15 protein-coding genes are annotated in these 14945 nt (G+C 68.9%); 6 read left to right on the top strand and 9 right to left on the bottom strand.

Going from position 1 to position 14945, the window contains the following annotated elements:
* Positions 1-84: 84 nt before the first annotated feature.
* The 5 genes from ABVF28_RS11370 to ABVF28_RS11350 all read right to left on the bottom strand — a co-directional run bounded on the left by ABVF28_RS11370 (position 85) and on the right by ABVF28_RS11350 (position 6120).
* On the bottom strand, positions 85-1167 hold the full coding sequence (locus ABVF28_RS11370; protein ID WP_371030530.1) for a phosphate ABC transporter substrate-binding protein PstS: 1083 nt from the start codon (positions 1165-1167) through the stop codon (positions 85-87).
* Positions 1168-1314: 147 nt separating this feature from the next.
* Positions 1315-2274 (bottom strand): NUDIX domain-containing protein, encoded by a 960-nt coding sequence (locus tag ABVF28_RS11365; RefSeq protein ID WP_371030529.1) that lies wholly within the window; start codon positions 2272-2274, stop codon positions 1315-1317.
* A gap of 4 nt (positions 2275-2278) precedes the next feature.
* A complete protein-coding gene (locus ABVF28_RS11360; protein WP_104312493.1) occupies positions 2279-4408 on the bottom strand; it encodes an RNA degradosome polyphosphate kinase in 2130 nt (709 codons plus the stop codon).
* A gap of 108 nt (positions 4409-4516) precedes the next feature.
* Complete coding sequence (mshD, locus tag ABVF28_RS11355; protein WP_371030528.1) at positions 4517-5395, bottom strand: mycothiol synthase; 879 nt, start codon at positions 5393-5395, stop codon at positions 4517-4519.
* An 8-nt stretch (positions 5396-5403) separates the two neighbouring features.
* Positions 5404-6120 carry a winged helix family transcriptional regulator gene (locus ABVF28_RS11350; RefSeq protein WP_244295889.1) on the bottom strand — a complete coding sequence of 239 codons (717 nt, stop codon included), beginning with the start codon at positions 6118-6120 and terminating at the stop codon, positions 5404-5406.
* An 81-nt stretch (positions 6121-6201) separates the two neighbouring features.
* On the opposite strand from ABVF28_RS11350, the gene ABVF28_RS11345 reads away from it, so the two are divergent.
* The 4 genes from ABVF28_RS11345 to ABVF28_RS11330 all read left to right on the top strand — a co-directional run bounded on the left by ABVF28_RS11345 (position 6202) and on the right by ABVF28_RS11330 (position 9674).
* Positions 6202-6492 (top strand): hypothetical protein, encoded by a 291-nt coding sequence (locus ABVF28_RS11345; protein ID WP_249311991.1) that lies wholly within the window; start codon positions 6202-6204, stop codon positions 6490-6492.
* Between the two features lie 296 nt (positions 6493-6788).
* The gene (locus tag ABVF28_RS11340; RefSeq protein WP_371030527.1) at positions 6789-7403 is read left to right on the top strand and encodes an FABP family protein; all 615 of its coding nucleotides are present in this window, start codon (positions 6789-6791) and stop codon (positions 7401-7403) included.
* On the top strand, positions 7396-8601 hold the full coding sequence (locus ABVF28_RS11335) for a folate-binding protein YgfZ (RefSeq protein ID WP_371030526.1): 1206 nt from the start codon (positions 7396-7398) through the stop codon (positions 8599-8601). Before ABVF28_RS11340 ends, ABVF28_RS11335 begins: the two co-directional genes overlap by 8 nt.
* A 2-nt stretch (positions 8602-8603) precedes the next feature.
* On the top strand, positions 8604-9674 hold the full coding sequence (locus tag ABVF28_RS11330) for an FUSC family protein (RefSeq protein WP_179556318.1): 1071 nt from the start codon (positions 8604-8606) through the stop codon (positions 9672-9674).
* A 138-nt stretch (positions 9675-9812) separates the two neighbouring features.
* Here the strand turns inward: ABVF28_RS11330 and ABVF28_RS11325 are convergent, their stop codons facing one another.
* A complete protein-coding gene (locus ABVF28_RS11325) occupies positions 9813-10631 on the bottom strand; it encodes a class I SAM-dependent methyltransferase (protein ID WP_371030525.1) in 819 nt (272 codons plus the stop codon).
* 91 nt (positions 10632-10722) lie between these two features.
* Here ABVF28_RS11325 and ABVF28_RS11320 point away from each other — a divergent pair, with 91 nt between their 5' ends.
* Entirely contained in the window at positions 10723-11472 is a 750-nt protein-coding gene (locus ABVF28_RS11320) for a phosphoglyceromutase (RefSeq protein WP_104312486.1), read from the top strand.
* A gap of 103 nt (positions 11473-11575) precedes the next feature.
* On the opposite strand, the gene ABVF28_RS11315 is transcribed toward ABVF28_RS11320, so the two are convergent.
* The 3 genes from ABVF28_RS11315 to phoU all read right to left on the bottom strand — a co-directional run bounded on the left by ABVF28_RS11315 (position 11576) and on the right by phoU (position 13504).
* Positions 11576-12208, bottom strand: a complete 633-nt coding sequence (locus tag ABVF28_RS11315) for a cation transporter (protein WP_371030564.1) — start codon at positions 12206-12208, stop codon at positions 11576-11578.
* Between the two features lie 92 nt (positions 12209-12300).
* On the bottom strand, positions 12301-12657 hold the full coding sequence (locus ABVF28_RS11310) for a helix-turn-helix transcriptional regulator (RefSeq protein ID WP_151422573.1): 357 nt from the start codon (positions 12655-12657) through the stop codon (positions 12301-12303).
* 145 nt (positions 12658-12802) lie between these two features.
* Positions 12803-13504: a phosphate signaling complex protein PhoU gene (gene phoU, locus ABVF28_RS11305; RefSeq protein WP_371030524.1), complete on the bottom strand. Its 702-nt coding sequence runs from the start codon at positions 13502-13504 to the stop codon at positions 12803-12805.
* A 171-nt stretch (positions 13505-13675) separates the two neighbouring features.
* Here phoU and ABVF28_RS11300 point away from each other — a divergent pair, with 171 nt between their 5' ends.
* Positions 13676-14848, top strand: coding sequence for a cell wall metabolism sensor histidine kinase WalK (locus ABVF28_RS11300; RefSeq protein WP_104253832.1), 1173 nt, complete (start codon positions 13676-13678; stop codon positions 14846-14848).
* Positions 14849-14945: the final 97 nt, after the last annotated feature.

Below are 14945 nucleotides of genomic sequence, written 5' to 3'. Positions count from 1 at the left end.
GCGCGAAGGGTGACGAGGAGGGGCGGGGAAAGTGAACGGGGGGTGAACGGGCTGGGAATGCGCGCAGATTTCACCCGCCTCCGCCTACTTCATCTGCTCCAGGACGGGCTCGATCTGCGCCCGGAGGGTGGCGGAGATGGGCGCCGATCCGGCAGCCGCTGCCGATGCCGCCTGCCCCTCTTCGCTCACGACGTAGCTGAAGTAGGCCTTCGCGTTGGTGCCCTCGTCAGCGTCGGCGTACTCGGCGCAGCCGATGAGGTAGGAGACGAGCACGATCGGGTAGACGCCCGGCGTCGTGCGGTTGAGCTCGAAGGCGAGGTCGGTCGCGGCACGCCCGTCTTCGATCGTCGAGTTGTCGACGACGGCTGCGGCGGCTTCTGGGGAGAAGGGCACGTACTCGCCGCCGGTCTCGACTGCCGCCGTCGTGAGGCCGTCGGCCGCGGATGCATCCATGTACCCGATCGTGCCGTTGGCGCGGAGTGCCTGCTGCATGCCGGCGCTCTCCTGCGCGGCTTCGCCGCTCTCGACGGGCCACTCGTCGACTTCGCCGTAGCTCCAGGCATCACCGGCTGCCTCGTCGAGGTAGGCGGTGAAGTTGCCCGTCGTCCCGGACTTGTCCGAGCGGTGCACGGGGGTGATGGCGAGGGACGGCAAGGCGGCGTCCGGGTTCAGGGCCGCGATCTCCGGCGCATCCCACGAGTCGATGTCTCCGGCGAAGATGCCGGCGATCGTCGCGGCGTCGAGGCGCAGCTCGTCGACGCCGTCGAGCGCGAATGCCACGGCGATGGGGGAGATGTAGGCGGGGATCTCCACGAGGTCGCTGCCGTCTGCGCAGGTTCGGAACGGGCCCTCCTCGATCTCCTCGAGGTCGAAGGCGCGGTCGGAGCCGATGAACGCGGAGGTGCCGTTCTGGAAGTCCGAACGACCGGCCCCCGAGCCGCCACCCGCGTAGTTCACTCGCACGTCGGGCTCGATGGGGTAGAAGCCCGCGATCCAGGCGGTCTGTGCGACACCCTGCGAGGAGGCGCCAGAGGCGCTCAGCACGCCGGAGAGGTGCTGCGAGCGCGGGTCCTTGCTGACCGAGATCTCGTTGAGCGCGCATCCGCTCGTCGCGAGAACGGTGGTTGCGAGGAGCGCCAGGGCGGCGAGTGCTCGGGAGTGGTGCATCGAGTTCCTTCTGCCATCAGGTGTCAGGCGATCCCAGGACCCACGGGGACCGACTACGGGCCTGAATCAGTATGGACGAGAAGTGGACGGGACGTGACGCGCGGGTGAACGGATCGGCACCCGCACGGGCGGATCCGACGGCAGGGGTCAGGTGATCGGACCGTGCGTCTCGGCGGCGACGACGCCCGCCCTCGGATGGTTGACGGGCACGTGGATGACGGAGCACTCGCCGGTCGAGAGCATGGCGTGCCGCGCGAGCGAGCTCGGGCGCGTCGCCGTGTACAGGGCGATGGAGCGGACGATGGCGGGCATGACCGGGGAATGACTGCAGATCACGGTGCTGCGGCGCTTGGCGATGAGCTTCCGGACGACCTCGTCGATCTCCTCCTCGTCTCGCGTGTACGAGCCCTGAGCGATGCTGCGCTCGACCTGCGGCGTCAGCCCGAGGAGCGAGCTGATGGGAGCGACCGTCGAGCGGCAGCGGACGGCGTTCGAGGTGATGACGGCCTCCGGCCCGAAGGCCCGGAGGATGGGCACGACCGTCTCCGCCTGCTCGAGACCGCGGGCGGTTATCGGCCGGGAGTCGTCGTCGCCAGGCCACGACTGCGGGGGCACGGCCGTCGCGTGGCGCAGCACGAGGATGGCGAAGGTCCGGTGCAGGCCACGGCGGTACCGGTCGGCGAAGACCTCGAGCAGCTCGCGGTCCCTGTCGTAGCTGAGGAGCTTCTTGGCCTTCTTCAGGGAGACCCACTCGATGGCGTCGACCTCGTCGTTCGGCTCGAAGACGTGCGCCTCGAAGGATGCCTCATCGACCTCGGCCGTCCAGTAGTGCACCTCTTTCGGTCGGCCGTTCGGCATGACGTACTCGATGTACCCGAGCGGCGCGCCGAGCTTCGCCTCGTATCCGGTCTCCTCCTCGACCTCGCGCGCGGCGGTCTCCGGCAGCGTCTCGCCGGGGTCCACCTTGCCCTTGGGCAGCGAGTAGTCGCCGTGGCGCCCACGATGGATGACCAGCACCTTGAGCTTGTCGTCCGCGATGTCTTCATGCCACAGCACAGCGCCTGCCGCGTAGACGGTGCGCGAGGCGGCAGGGGAGTCGATCGTCATCCGGTCAGGCCAGCGTGGTGGGCCTGCGACGCTTGCTGATGCGACGCATCATCTCGTCGTGGAGGTCGGTGAGTCGCTGCCCGTTCTCGTCCCTGGCGTGGCGGACCCACTCGGCGTCCGAGCCGAGGTGCCAGGTCGCGGTCGTGTCGTCCATCGCGAGGTCGAACATCGCCGCGATGTCGGCGGCGTGGTGCTCGTCGATGATGCGCACGAGTGCTTCGATGCGGCGGTCGAGGTTTCGGTGCATCATGTCGGCCGATCCGATGAAGACGCGTTCGTCGCCGTCGTTCGCGAAGCAGAAGATGCGGGAGTGCTCGAGGTAGCGTCCGACGACCGAGCGCACGCGGATGGTCTCGCTGAGGCCGGGGACTCCCGGGCGGAGGCCGCAGATGCCGCGGACCCAGATGTCGACGGGCACGCCCGCCTGGCTCGCGCGGTAGAGGGCGTCGATGATTTCCTCGTCGACCATGGAGTTGACCTTGATGCGGATGCGGCTCGGCTTGCCGTCGAGCGCGTTCTTGCGCTCCTTGTCGATGAGGTTGAGCAGTCCGGGGCGCAGGTGCATGGGGGCGACGAGGAGTCGCGTGAACTTGCGCTCGATGGCGTAGCCGGAGAGCTGGTTGAAGAGGCGCGTGATGTCGCGGGAGATCTTCTCGTTGCAGGTGAAGAGGCCGAGGTCCTCGTAGATGCGGCTCGTCTTGGGGTTGTAGTTGCCCGTGCCGATGTGGTTGTACATCTTGAGCTCGTTGTCTTCCTTGCGGATGACCTGGAGGAGCTTGCAGTGGGTCTTGAGCCCAACGGTTCCGTAGACGACGTGCACGCCGGCCTTCTCGAGCTTGCGCGCCCAGACGATGTTGTTCTGCTCGTCGAAGCGCGCCTTGATCTCGACGAGGACCAGCACCTGCTTGCCGGATTCTGCCGCCTTGATGAGGGCGTTCACGATGGGGCTATCGCCTGAGGTGCGGTAGAGCGTCTGCTTGATGGCGAGCACGTTCGGGTCGGCGGCGGCCACCTCGAGGAAGGCCTGCACGCTCGTCGAGAACGCCTCGTACGGGTGCTGGACGAGCACGTCGCGGCGGGCGATCGCACCGAACATGTCGGGCTTCTCGTCGCTCTCGGACGTGCGGAACGCTGCCGCTGTCACGGGCACGTGCGTCGGGTACTTGAGGTCGGGCCGGTTGATGGCGCCGAGCGCGAAGAGGCCGCCGAGGTCGAGTGGCCCCGGGAGCACGTAGACCTCGTTGTGGGTGATGTCGAGCTCGGTCATGAGCAGTTCGAGCGTCACGTCGTCCATGTCGTTGGACACCTCGAGGCGGATGGGCGGGCCGAAGCGTCGCCGCAGGAGCTCCTTCTCGAGGGCCTGCAGGAGGTTCTCGGTCTCGTCCTCCTCGATCGTCATGTCCTCGTTGCGCGTGAGGCGGAACGCGTGGTGATCGAGGATCTTCATGCCGGGGAAGACGTGGCCCAGGTGCTGGGCGATGAGGTCTTCGAGCAGGATGAAGCGAGCCTTGCCGTGGTCGGACTGCAGCGGGTAGAACCGCGGAAGCACGGGCGGCACCTTGAGGCGGGCGAACTCCTCCTTCTCACTGCGCGGGTTGTAGACGCGCACGGAGATGTTGAGGGAGAGGCCCGAGATGTAGGGGAACGGGTGCACCGGGTCGACGGCGAGCGGCATCAGCACGGGGAAGATCTGCTCGTCGAAGAGGTCGCCGAGCTCGACGCGCTCGGCATCGGAGAGCTCGTCCCAGCTGACGATGTGGATGCCCTGGTCGGCGAGCTCTGGGCGCACGCTGTCGTTGAAGATCGCCGCGTGCCGCTTCTGCAGCTCGTAGGCCTTGGAGCGGATGGTGTCGAGGGCCACCTGCGGCGGGACGCCAGCGGGGGTCGGGACGGCGAGGCCGGTCGCGATACGGCGCTTGAGGCCGGCGACGCGCACCATGAAGAACTCGTCGAGGTTCGAGGAGAAGATCGCGAGGAAGTTCGCCCGCTCGAGGAGCGGCGTCGAGGGGTCCTCGCCGAGCTCGAGCACACGCTGGTTGAAGGCGAGCCAGCTGAGCTCGCGGTCGACGAAGCGGCTTCGCGGCATGTCCGGCGAGTCTGCACCGGCCTCGGGGGCGCGGAGTTCGATTGTCATGCGGTCATCCTTGCAGGTGTGCGGAGAAGAACGGTGCCTCGATGCGCCTGTCCCGCAGGATCGAGATGATCCTGTGGGGGTGAAGCTCAGCAGACCCATTCAAACGGATCATGAACGGGTGTGTCGGTACTGCACGTCGATCGAGAGCTGCTCGTAGCCGAGGGACCGGTAGAGCGCGAGTGCTGCCGTGTTGTCGCCCTCCACGTACAGCGAGGTCTCCCTGGCGCCGGTCGCGTGCATCCGCTGCAGGCCGGCCTGCATGAGGGCGCGGCCGAGCCCGCGGCCCGCTGCCTCCGGTGCGATGCCGACGACGTAGATCTCGACCTCATCGCCTTCTCGCTTGAGCCAGTTGTAGCCGAGGAGAGCGCCGTCTTCGTCGCGCAGGAGCAGGAAGTCGTCGGCGTCGAACCAGTCGGTCGACCGTCGCGCGTCGAGGCCTGCCGCGTCGAGCGCCCCCTGCTCCGGGTGGCTGCGGAACACGACGGCGTTCAGCGCCAGGAAGTCGTCGGCGTCCGCTTCCGTGAAGGGTGCGATCGTGAGGCCGTCGGGGGGAGGGGACCCGCCGGCATCGGCCTCCGTGATCGGCCGCCCGAGCTTGAGGAGCGTTCGCACGGCCTCGAGGCTCCGGCTCGAGGCGAGTGCCGATGCGCCCGCCAGGTTCCCGTGAGCCCACAGAACCGGGGCAGCATCAGCGGCTGAGGAGACAGCGTCGTAGAGCCGTGCGCCGAGGCCCGCTCGGCGATGCTTCGGATGCACGACCAGCTCGCCCTCGATCGTTCCGTCGCCGAGGTCTCTCGTGAGCGCCACGGCGACGAGCTGACCCGAGTCGTCGATGGCGGCGAGCCTCCGAGCGTCGAGCGACAGCATCGTGTCCTCGTTGAAGGGCGAGACGCCGTCCGCCGAGAGCGCGGCGTCGGTGATGGCGCGGATCTCCTCGCCGCGAACGTCGGCAGATGCCGCGGTGGAGATCTCGGACGTTTCGGGCATCTCGGCTCCTAGGCCTTGGCGGTCGCGTCGTCTGCGTGGCCCGTGGCCGAAGGCTCGTCGCGGGAAGCCTCGCCCCCGCGCAGCAGGCGGTAGCCGACATTGCGGACCGTGCCGATGACGCTCTCCTGGTCGCCGAGCTTCGCGCGGAGACGCCGCACGTGCACGTCGACCGTGCGTGTGCCGCCGAAGTAGTCGTACCCCCACACCTCGCTTAGCAGCCGTTCGCGCGTGAACACGTGGTCGGGATGCGAGGCCAGGTAGCGCAGCAGCTCGAACTCCTTGAAGGTGAGGTCGAGGGTGCGTCCGCGGTACCTGGCGGTGTAGCTGTGCTCGTCGATCGTCAGGGGGCCGATGGCGATCGTGCCGCTCGGCTCCTCCACAGCGGCCTGTGGGCGCAGCAGACGGATGCGCGCATCCACCTCCGCCGGTCCTGCAGTGCGCAGGATGACGTCGCCGATGCCCCAGTCGGAGGAGATGGCCGGGAGGCCTCCCTCCGTGATGGCGAGGAGCACCGGAACCGACGACTCGATCGTGTTGAGCACCCCGCACAGTCGCTTCGCGCTGGGGAGGTCGCTGGTGCCGTCGATGATGTTGGCATCGGCTTGGGGGGCCGACGCGAGGGCGGATGCGGTCGGAGGGAGCACCCGGACGCGGTGCGCCAGCAGAGTGAGGGAAGGGAGAGCGTGCTCGACGCCGCCGGCGCTGAACAAGAGGACGTCTGCCAAATGTGGCCTCCTCGATGTTTGGTCGGACTCGCTGGCTAGTCTACGCACCCTCGGGACAGCTCCAGCGTGCACAATGGGGCAATGACCCGCGAACGAGTGAGCATCGGCATCGTCTGGCTGGCGGCCATCGTCGGAGTGTTCGGCGTCGCGATCCTCGCCGACCCCTCGCGGCACCTGGTCTGGGTGAGCATCCTGATGCTGACGCTCATCTGTCTCACCTGCCTCCTCCAGCTCCGCCTGCAGGAGAGCGACGGGTTCATCATGAGGATGAGCCTCAGCCTCGTCGGCGCCCTCGTCGTGCTCGGCGTCGCCTCGCTCGGCTTCGCGCTGCTCGGTGGAGACGCCGTCGTGGGCACGCCGAGCCACAGCTAGCCGCGCCGCGTCTCGCATGCATCCGCACTGACTCTCGCGTGCATCCGCACTGACTCTCGCGTGCATCCGCACTGACTCTCGCATGCATCCGCACTGACTCTCGCGTGCATCCGCACGGCTAAGATGGACGGCATGGACACCGTGCTTGTTATCGAAATCATCTTCACCGGGCTGCTGGTGCTCGCGCTCGTCGCCATCAGCTTCGTCTCCGTGGTCGTGCTCAAGAACCTCTTCAAGGGCCAGAACTAAGCAGCCAAGCGGAGCGACACTGCAGCCGGATCGAGAGGAAACCACCGATGGTCTACGACATCCCCACTGACCTCCCGCCCGAGATCGTGCCGCTCTCCTGGCTCCTCGGCGTGTGGGAGGGAACCGGCCACGTCGAGTACAAGGTGGGCGAAGAGGTGCGCGAGCAGGCGTTCCGCCAGCGCGTGAGCTTCAGCCATGACGGTCTTCCCTACCTCAACTACTCTGCCCAGCTGTGGCTCGAGGAAGGCACCGGCGACGAGCCAGTGCAGGTCCCGCTCACGGGCGAGACCGGGTTCTGGCGGCTGGCTCGCACCCGGGACGACGGCGATGTCGGCCCCGGCTATCTGCCCCCGATCGCGCCGGCCACGATCACGGACGCCGATGGCGTCGAGGGGCTGCGCGACGACGACCAGGCGTTCCCACTCGAGGTGTCGATCGTGCATCCGACCGGACTGCTCGAACGGTACAGCGGCAGCGCGAGAGGCCCGCGCATCGACCTGAAGACCGAGGAAGTCCTGCTCGCGCCCGGCGCGAAGGAGTTCACCGCGTCGACCCGCATGTACGGCTACGTCGCGGGCGAGCTGCTGTGGGCGTGGGACATCGCGGCCCTCGGCCAGGAGCTGGCGACCCACGCGTCGGCGAAGCTGGCCAAGCTTGACTGAGCAGGCCGTTCCGAGCGGCTCGGCGGCGGCCGCCGACGAGCCCCAGCCGTATCGCTCGCCGTTCCTCGCGCTACCCGGAGCGGTGGAGGGCGTCGGCATCGACGCGGGCGTCGCCTGGCACTACGGGCAGGTGACGGCCGATCAGCGCGACCTCGCTGCGGGCCGCTCCGTGGTGGACACATCGCATCTCGGGATCCTCCGCCTCACCGGCGGCGACAGGCTCAGCTGGCTCGACTCGCTCACCTCGCAGCGTCTCACAACGCTCCAGCCCGGTGAGAGCGCGGAGACCCTGCTCCTCGACATCCAGGGTCACATCGAGCACGCTGCGGCCGTCGTCGACGACGGCGCCGCCACCTGGCTGATCACGGAGCGAGATTTCGCCCCCGCTTTCGCGGCGTGGCTGAACCGGATGCGGTTCATGCTCGACGTGCAGGTCGCCGAGGTGACCGACGAGTTCGCCGTGATGGCGACGCTCGGCGAGCTGGACCTCGGTGCAGCAGCCCCGAACGGCACCCCACTCGTGTGGAGCGACCCGTGGGCCGCGCCGCCGGAGCACGGCTGGAGCTACTCGGCATACCCGGTCGTGTCTGCTGAAGGCAACACCGACGCGCACCCGGGGGCCGACTTCCCCCTCAAGCTGCACGTGGTCGAACGTGCACGGCTGCAGACCATCGTCGACCGCGCTGCGTCCGGCGAGCTGCCCATCGCAGGCATGCACGCGCTCGAGGCGCTGCGCATCGCCGCCTGGCGGCCTCGCCTCGGCGCCGAGGTCGACTCCCGCGCCATCCCGCACGAATTCGATTGGCTCCGTAGCGCCGTACACCTGGAGAAGGGCTGCTACCGCGGGCAGGAGACCGTCGCGAAGGTGCACTTCCTGGGCCGCCCGCCGCGCAGGATCGTCCTGCTCGACCTCGACGGCTCGCTCGGCGAGCTTCCCGAGGTCGGGAGCACCCTGTCGGTCGAGGGCGACGCCGGGGCGCAGACGGTCGGACGAATCAGCTCCGTGGCCATCCATCACGAGGACGGCCCCATCGCACTCGCGCTCGTGAAGCGCTCCCTCCCGGAGGACGCCACCCTCGTCGCGCATCTCGCTGACGAGCAGCAGGTCACGGCGAGTGCCACGACGATCGTCTCGCCGGGTGCGGGACGAGCGGCCGAGGTGCCACGGCTGCCGCGCCTCGAGCGCCGCGGGCAGTAGACGTGGCGGCTCCGGCGGTCGGCGTCGGGGCCGCGTTCGCTCGCGTGCGCGCATCCCTGCCGGCGGTCGTGCAGATCACGGCGGCCGCGTTCGTGGCCTACGCGATTGCACACTGGGGGCTCGGGCATCCCATACCGTTCCTCGCGGTGACGGTGGCGATCACGAGTCTCGGGCTGCAGCGGGATGCGCGGCCCCGTCGCGTGTTCGACACCGCGCTCGGCATCACCTTCGGGGTGCTGCTCTCCAATCTCTCGCTGGTGCTCTTCGGGCGCGGCGTCTGGCAGGTCGCGGTCGTCCTGGCCGTCGTGCTCCTGCTCGGGCGGCTCGTGCACCCGAGCCCGGGCTTCGCGATCGGCGCCGCGGTCCAGGCTTCGCTGGTGCAGCTCATCCCGGTGCAGGGCGTGGCCGAGTACTCGCGGCTCCTGGACGCCGTCATCGGCGGGGCCGTCGCGATCGCGGCCACAGCGCTCGTGCCGCGCAACGCGGCGGCGCTCGCCAAGAACGAGGCCAAGGGTCTCATCGGGGCATTGGCGCAGGCGCTCGGCGACATCTCTCAGGCGCTGCGTCGCGGCGACAGCGACGCCGGGCTCGCCGCGCTCGAGGAGCTGCGCCGGACGCAGGACACGCTCGACGCCTGGTCGACGGAGCTCGAGAGCGCCGCATCCATCGCCCGCCTGTCGCCGTTCATGCGCCATCACCGCGGGCGAGTTGATCGCCTGGTGGAGCTCCGCACGAGTATCGACCTCGCCACTCGGAACCTGCGCGTGCTCGCCCGTCGCGCCTGGTCGCTGTCCTGGGACGGACGCCACCGCGAAGAGCTCGCTGACCTTCTCGGCGACATCCAGTCGGGCATGCTCGAGCTGCGGCTGGGCCTCGACGACGACGCCATGCTGCACCAGTCCCGGCAGACGCTGCTCATCGCGGCGGCGCGACTGGAGCCCGACCATCTGCACGGGGCGCAGCTCGCCGATTCCGTGCTGCTCATGCAGTGCAGGCCCCTCGTCGTCGACCTGCTCATCGCGAGCGGCATGGACCCGGAAGCTGCCCGCACGGCGCTCCCCGAGGTCAAGTAACCCTCCTCGCGCCGATCGCTGCCAGTGAAGTGGCCGTTCTGGCCGGTTCGGAAGGGCCCTTCGGCTGGCAGCGATCGGCGGATGAGTGCGGGGCGCCGCGACAGGGCTTGGGGCGGGGGCTAGGGCTGGGGGCGGGGGCTAGGGGCGGGGCAGTGCGAGGGCCCCGGAGGAAGGGGCCACCGCGTCCCAGGCGACCGTGACCTCGCCGAGCCGCCAGCGCTTCTGCGTGTCGACGAGCGGCCAACCGGCCGCGCGCATCCGCTCGCACACGGCGAGGAAGCGCTGCCTGGCGCCGAACGTCTGCCGCGGGGCCTCGCGCTGCCAGGCGTCGTCGAGCGCCTTCAGGTAGTCGTGCACCCCCTCGCCGGGCACGTTGCGGTGGATGAGGGCCTTCGGCAGGCGCTCGGCGACGATCAGCGGTGAGTCGAGGCTCGCCGTGTGCAGCGAGACCGTGAACGTGCGGGGTCCGCCGGCGTCGATGCCGACCCAGGACGACACGCGCCCGACCTCGTTGCACGTTCCCTCGACCAGCAGTCCGGGCGGCGCGAGTCGCGCCGTCATGCGCGACCAGGCATCTGCGACCTCCGCCTCGTCGTACTGGCGCAGCACGTTCATGGCGCGGATCACGGCGGGCGGCTCGGACGTCGGCGTCGGCACCTCGAACCCGCCGACGGCGAACGAGACCCGGCCGGCCAGCTCGGGCCGCTCGGCGAGCTGCTGTCTGGCGAGCGCCACGCGCCCTGGGTCGATCTCCAGTCCGTGCACGCGCACGTCGGGGACCGCGCGACCGAGGCGCTCCGCCAGCTCGAAGGCCGTCGCTCCGCTCGCCCCGTAGCCGAGGTCGACCACCAGTGGGCGTTCGGCGGACGTGAGCGCCGGATGCTGCGCGATCCAGCGGTCGACGCGACGCAGACGGTTCGTTCCCGTCGTCCCGCGCGTGAGTCGACCCAATGGCATACGACAAGACTATTGAGCCACCGAGACTATTTCAGCGCGCGACGACTCCGCGTCGCACACGGGCCAGCCCCCACTCGGTACGCTTGGACGCATGACTGAAGCGCTGACCCTCATCCTGGTCCGTCACGGACAGAGCGAGTGGAACGAGAAGAACCTCTTTACCGGCTGGGTGGACGTTGAGCTCACCGAACAGGGCCGGGAGGAGGGCGCCCGTGCGGGCCGCCTCATCCGCGAGTCCGGCCTCAAGCCGAACGTGCTCTACACATCGCTGCTCACGCGCGCCATCGACACCGCCAACCTCGCGCTCAAGGAAGCGGGCCGCGGCTGGATCGACGTCAAGCGCACCTGGCGCCTCAACGAGCGCCACTACGGCGACCTGCAGGGCAAGGACAAGGCCCAGGTCCGCGACCAGTACGGCGAAGAGCAGTTCATGGAGTGGCGCCGTTCGTACGACACGCCGCCGCCCGCGCTCGACGACAGCAGCGAGTTCTCGCAGGCCCACGACGAGCGCTACGCCGACCTCGGCGACGAGCTGCCCCGCACCGAATGCCTCAAGGACGTCCTCGTGCGGTTCCTGCCCTACTGGGAAGATGAAGTCCTGCCGACGCTCGTGCAGCGTGGCACCGTCATGGTCGCCGCGCACGGCAACAGCCTCCGCGCGCTCGTGAAGCACCTCGAAGGCATCAGCGACGACGACATCGCCGCCGTCAACATCCCTACCGGCATGCCCCTCGTGTACCGCTTCGACCCCGAGACGCACGAAGTGCTCGGCAAGGGCGAGTACCTGGATCCGGAGGCAGCAGCAGCGGGAGCCGCCGCCGTCGCCTCGCAGGGCAAGTAGCACCGAGCGACCCCCAGGCCCTCGCCGGGCCACACGAACGAGGAGCTCCCCGTCATCGGACGGGGAGCTCCTCGTTCGCGATCACCAGTGACGAGGAAGATTGTCAGTGGTCGTCGTGCTCGTGCTCGTGCTCATCTTCCAGGAGCATCCCGACCGAGGTCGCGCAGGCATCGCCCTTCCAGGCCTCGATGCCCTCGCGCACCGCGAAGGCGGCGATGACGAGCCCGGCCACCGCGTCGGCCCACGCCAGGCCGAAGAGCGAGTTCAGCACGAGGCCGAGGAGGACGGCGGCTGACAGGTACGTGCAGATCAGGGTCTGCTTCGAGTCGGCCACGGCCGTCGCCGAGCCCAGCTCGCGTCCAGTGCGTCGCTCGATGAGCGACAGGAACGGCATCAGGACGACGCTCACGGCGGCGAGCACGATGCCGACGGTGCTGTGCTCGACGTCGGAGCCCGAGGTGAGCGCGAGCACCGAACTGATCGTGACGTAGGCGGCGAGCGCGAAGAAGGCGATCGCGATGACGCGCAGCGTCGGCTTCTCCCAGCGCTCCGGATCCTTTCGCGTGAACTGCCAGGCGACCGCTGCGGCTGAGAGCACCTCGATGATCGAGTCGAGGCCGAACCCGATGAGGGCCGCCGAGGACGAGGCTGCGCCCGCACTCAGCGCGACGGCCGCCTCGATCACGTTGTAGGCGATCGTGAACGTCACGACCAGGCGGATGCGGCGCTGCAGCAGCGCGCGGCGCGCCTCCCCGTCGGCGCTCGCGGCACCGACGCCGCCGGGACTGGTGTCTGCCGTGGCCTTCGCCGTCGAGTCGAATCGCTCGGTCACGAGACAGGCTCGCAGCAGCCTGGCACGGGGCAGGACGTGTCCTGGCACGGGGCGGCCTCGTCGACGGCGAGGACGACGCCGACGAGCGTCGTGAGCGACTGGGTCAGGTGCGGGTCGGCGATCTCGTACCGCGTCTGCCTTCCCTCCGGCGTCCCGACGACGATGCCGCAGTCACGAAGGCAGGTCAGGTGGTTCGACACGTTCTGTCGGGTCAGTCCCAGGTCCGAGGCGAGGCGCGCGGGGTAGTCCGGGCCGTCCAGCAGGCGCATGAGGATGCGTGACCGCGAGGGATCGGCCATGGCGCGCCCGAGGCGGTTCATGACCTCGAGGCGTGAGGTGGTCGCGGTTGTCATGCCCCCATTAATACAGTGCGGGCTGTATTAAGCAACCCGCGGGCGGCGACATGCGTTCCGAGAACAGACGACGGCACCCCTGGTCACCGGTGTTCCCGGAGGAACAGCGGCGGCAGGGGTGCAGTCGGTGGTGAGGTGCGGGGCGCTACGCGCCCGGGGTGACCGGTGTGACGGGCGTGGACGGCTCCTTCTCCTGCATCCACTCGCCACTCGTCAGGTACTGCACCTTCTGCGCGATCGAGACCGCGTGGTCGGCGAAGCGCTCGAAGTAGCGGCTCGCGAGCGTCGCGTCGACGACCTCGACGCTCTGCGCCTGGATGTCGTCGGACAGGAGCGCGTCGAACGTGCTGCGGTGCAGGTCGTCGATCTGCGTATCGCTCGCCTTGATCTCGTCGGCGATGCGGTTCGTCTCCTCGTCGTTGCCCGCGTCGAGCAGGGCGACGAGCTGACGCGCAACCGCGACGTCGAGTCGGCTCATCTCGGCGAACACCGGACGGAGCGTGTTCGGGCCGACGCCGCCCGGGAAGCGGTAGCGGGCGAGCGCCGCGATGTGCGCCGCGAGGTCTCCCATGCGCTCGAGCGACGAGCTGATGCGCAGCGCGCTCACGACGAGTCGGAGGTCGCGTGCCACGGGGGACTGGCGGGCGATGATCTCGATGGTGTGCTCATCGAGGGCGATCGCGAGCTCGTCGATGCGGGCATCGTCGGAGATGACCTGCTCTGCGAGGGCGACGTCGGACGTGGTGAACGCAACGGCGGCGCGCTGCATGGCGGACTCGACGTGGCGGGCGATCTCCACGAGGCCGTTGCTGACCTCAGCGAGTTCCTGCTGGAAAACTTCGCGCATGTTTATCCTCTGTTTCGTGGCAACGAGCGATGTGCCGCTGCCCGTAGTTCTGGGAAGACCGGTCGTCCGGTGCCTTGGGAGTGACGCTGCCTTCGCGGGCGAGTCTACGGAGCCAAGGTAACGGACTCGTGTACGACGGGTGACACATCCGATGGCCCATATGCTGGGCACATGGACTCGTCCGTCGCAGTGGTCCTTGCGATCGTACTCGGCTTCCTCTTGGGCGCAGGTTTCGTCTGGCTGCTCCACGTCGCCTCAGTACGGCAGGCAAAGGCGCGAGCTGCCTTCTCACCCCGCCTCCCAGAGGGCATCGAGCATCTGCTCGGCGCCCTCGACTCCATCGTGATCGTCACTGACCCCTCGAGGAACGTCTACCAGTCGTCCCCTGGAGCCACCTCGAAAGGGCTCGTCCGCCCCGGCGGGCGCCTCGACGAGCGAGTCGGTGCCGTCGTCGACGAGGCCAGAAGGCAGGGCGAGGCCGTCACACGGGACCTGGAGATCGCGCGCGGCCCGTTCGGCCGCTCGGAGATCCACGTCCGCGTGCGAGCCGCGCCCCTCTCCACGAGGTTCTTCCTGGTGCTGGCCGAGGACCGAACCGAGGCGCTGCGCGTCGAGAGTGTGCGGCGGGACTTCGTCGCCAACGTCAGCCACGAGCTCAAGACGCCGATCGGGGCGGTCACACTCCTCGCCGAGGCGATCGCGGAGTCCGCGGGCGACGAAGAGCAGGTCAAGTACTTCACGGGGCGCCTCAGCAAGGAGAGCCTGCGCCTCGCATCCATCACCAACGAGCTCATCGAGCTGTCGAGGCTGCAGTCGAGCGACTCCCTCGCGCATCCGGAGCTGATCTCCATCCACGAGATCCTCTCGCTCGCCGTCGACCAGTCACGCGTCCCGGCCGACGTCGCGGGGGTCGAGATCGTGCTCGGCGACGACGTTGATGCGTTCGTGTACGGCGAGCGGACCCACCTGCTCATGTGCTTCACGAACCTCGTCTCCAACGCCGTCCAGTACTCGTCGACGAACTCGCGCATCGGCATCGGCACGCGGCTCGTCGACGACACGGTCGAGGTCGCGATCTCCGACCAGGGCATCGGCATCGCCCCGGAGGACCAGGGGCGGATCTTCGAGCGGTTCTTCCGCGTCGATCAGGCGCGCTCCCGACGGACCGGCGGGACCGGCCTCGGGCTCAGCATCGTTCGACACGTCGCGGAGAACCACGGTGGTGATGTCCGGGTCTGGTCGCAGCTGGGCAAGGGATCGACCTTCACCGTGCGTCTGCCCTCCGCGGACTCCGTCGTCGAGGAGATCGACCTGCAGCGGTTCACCGAGCGGCGCTCCGCCTGACCAGATCCAAGGTCCCGTCGCTCACCGCGCGCATCACGCGAGCCGTGACGCGCCGGTCCGCGTCCACGTCACTCAATGTTCACGAAAGATATGCACA

Origin of the sequence: Pseudoclavibacter sp. JSM 162008 (assembly GCF_041366455.1) — a bacterium.
In the GTDB taxonomy this organism is placed as follows: Bacteria; Actinomycetota; Actinomycetes; order Actinomycetales; family Microbacteriaceae; genus Pseudoclavibacter.
Note: the sequence above shows the minus strand (reverse complement) of the source record. Positions and strands in the feature narration are given on the sequence as shown.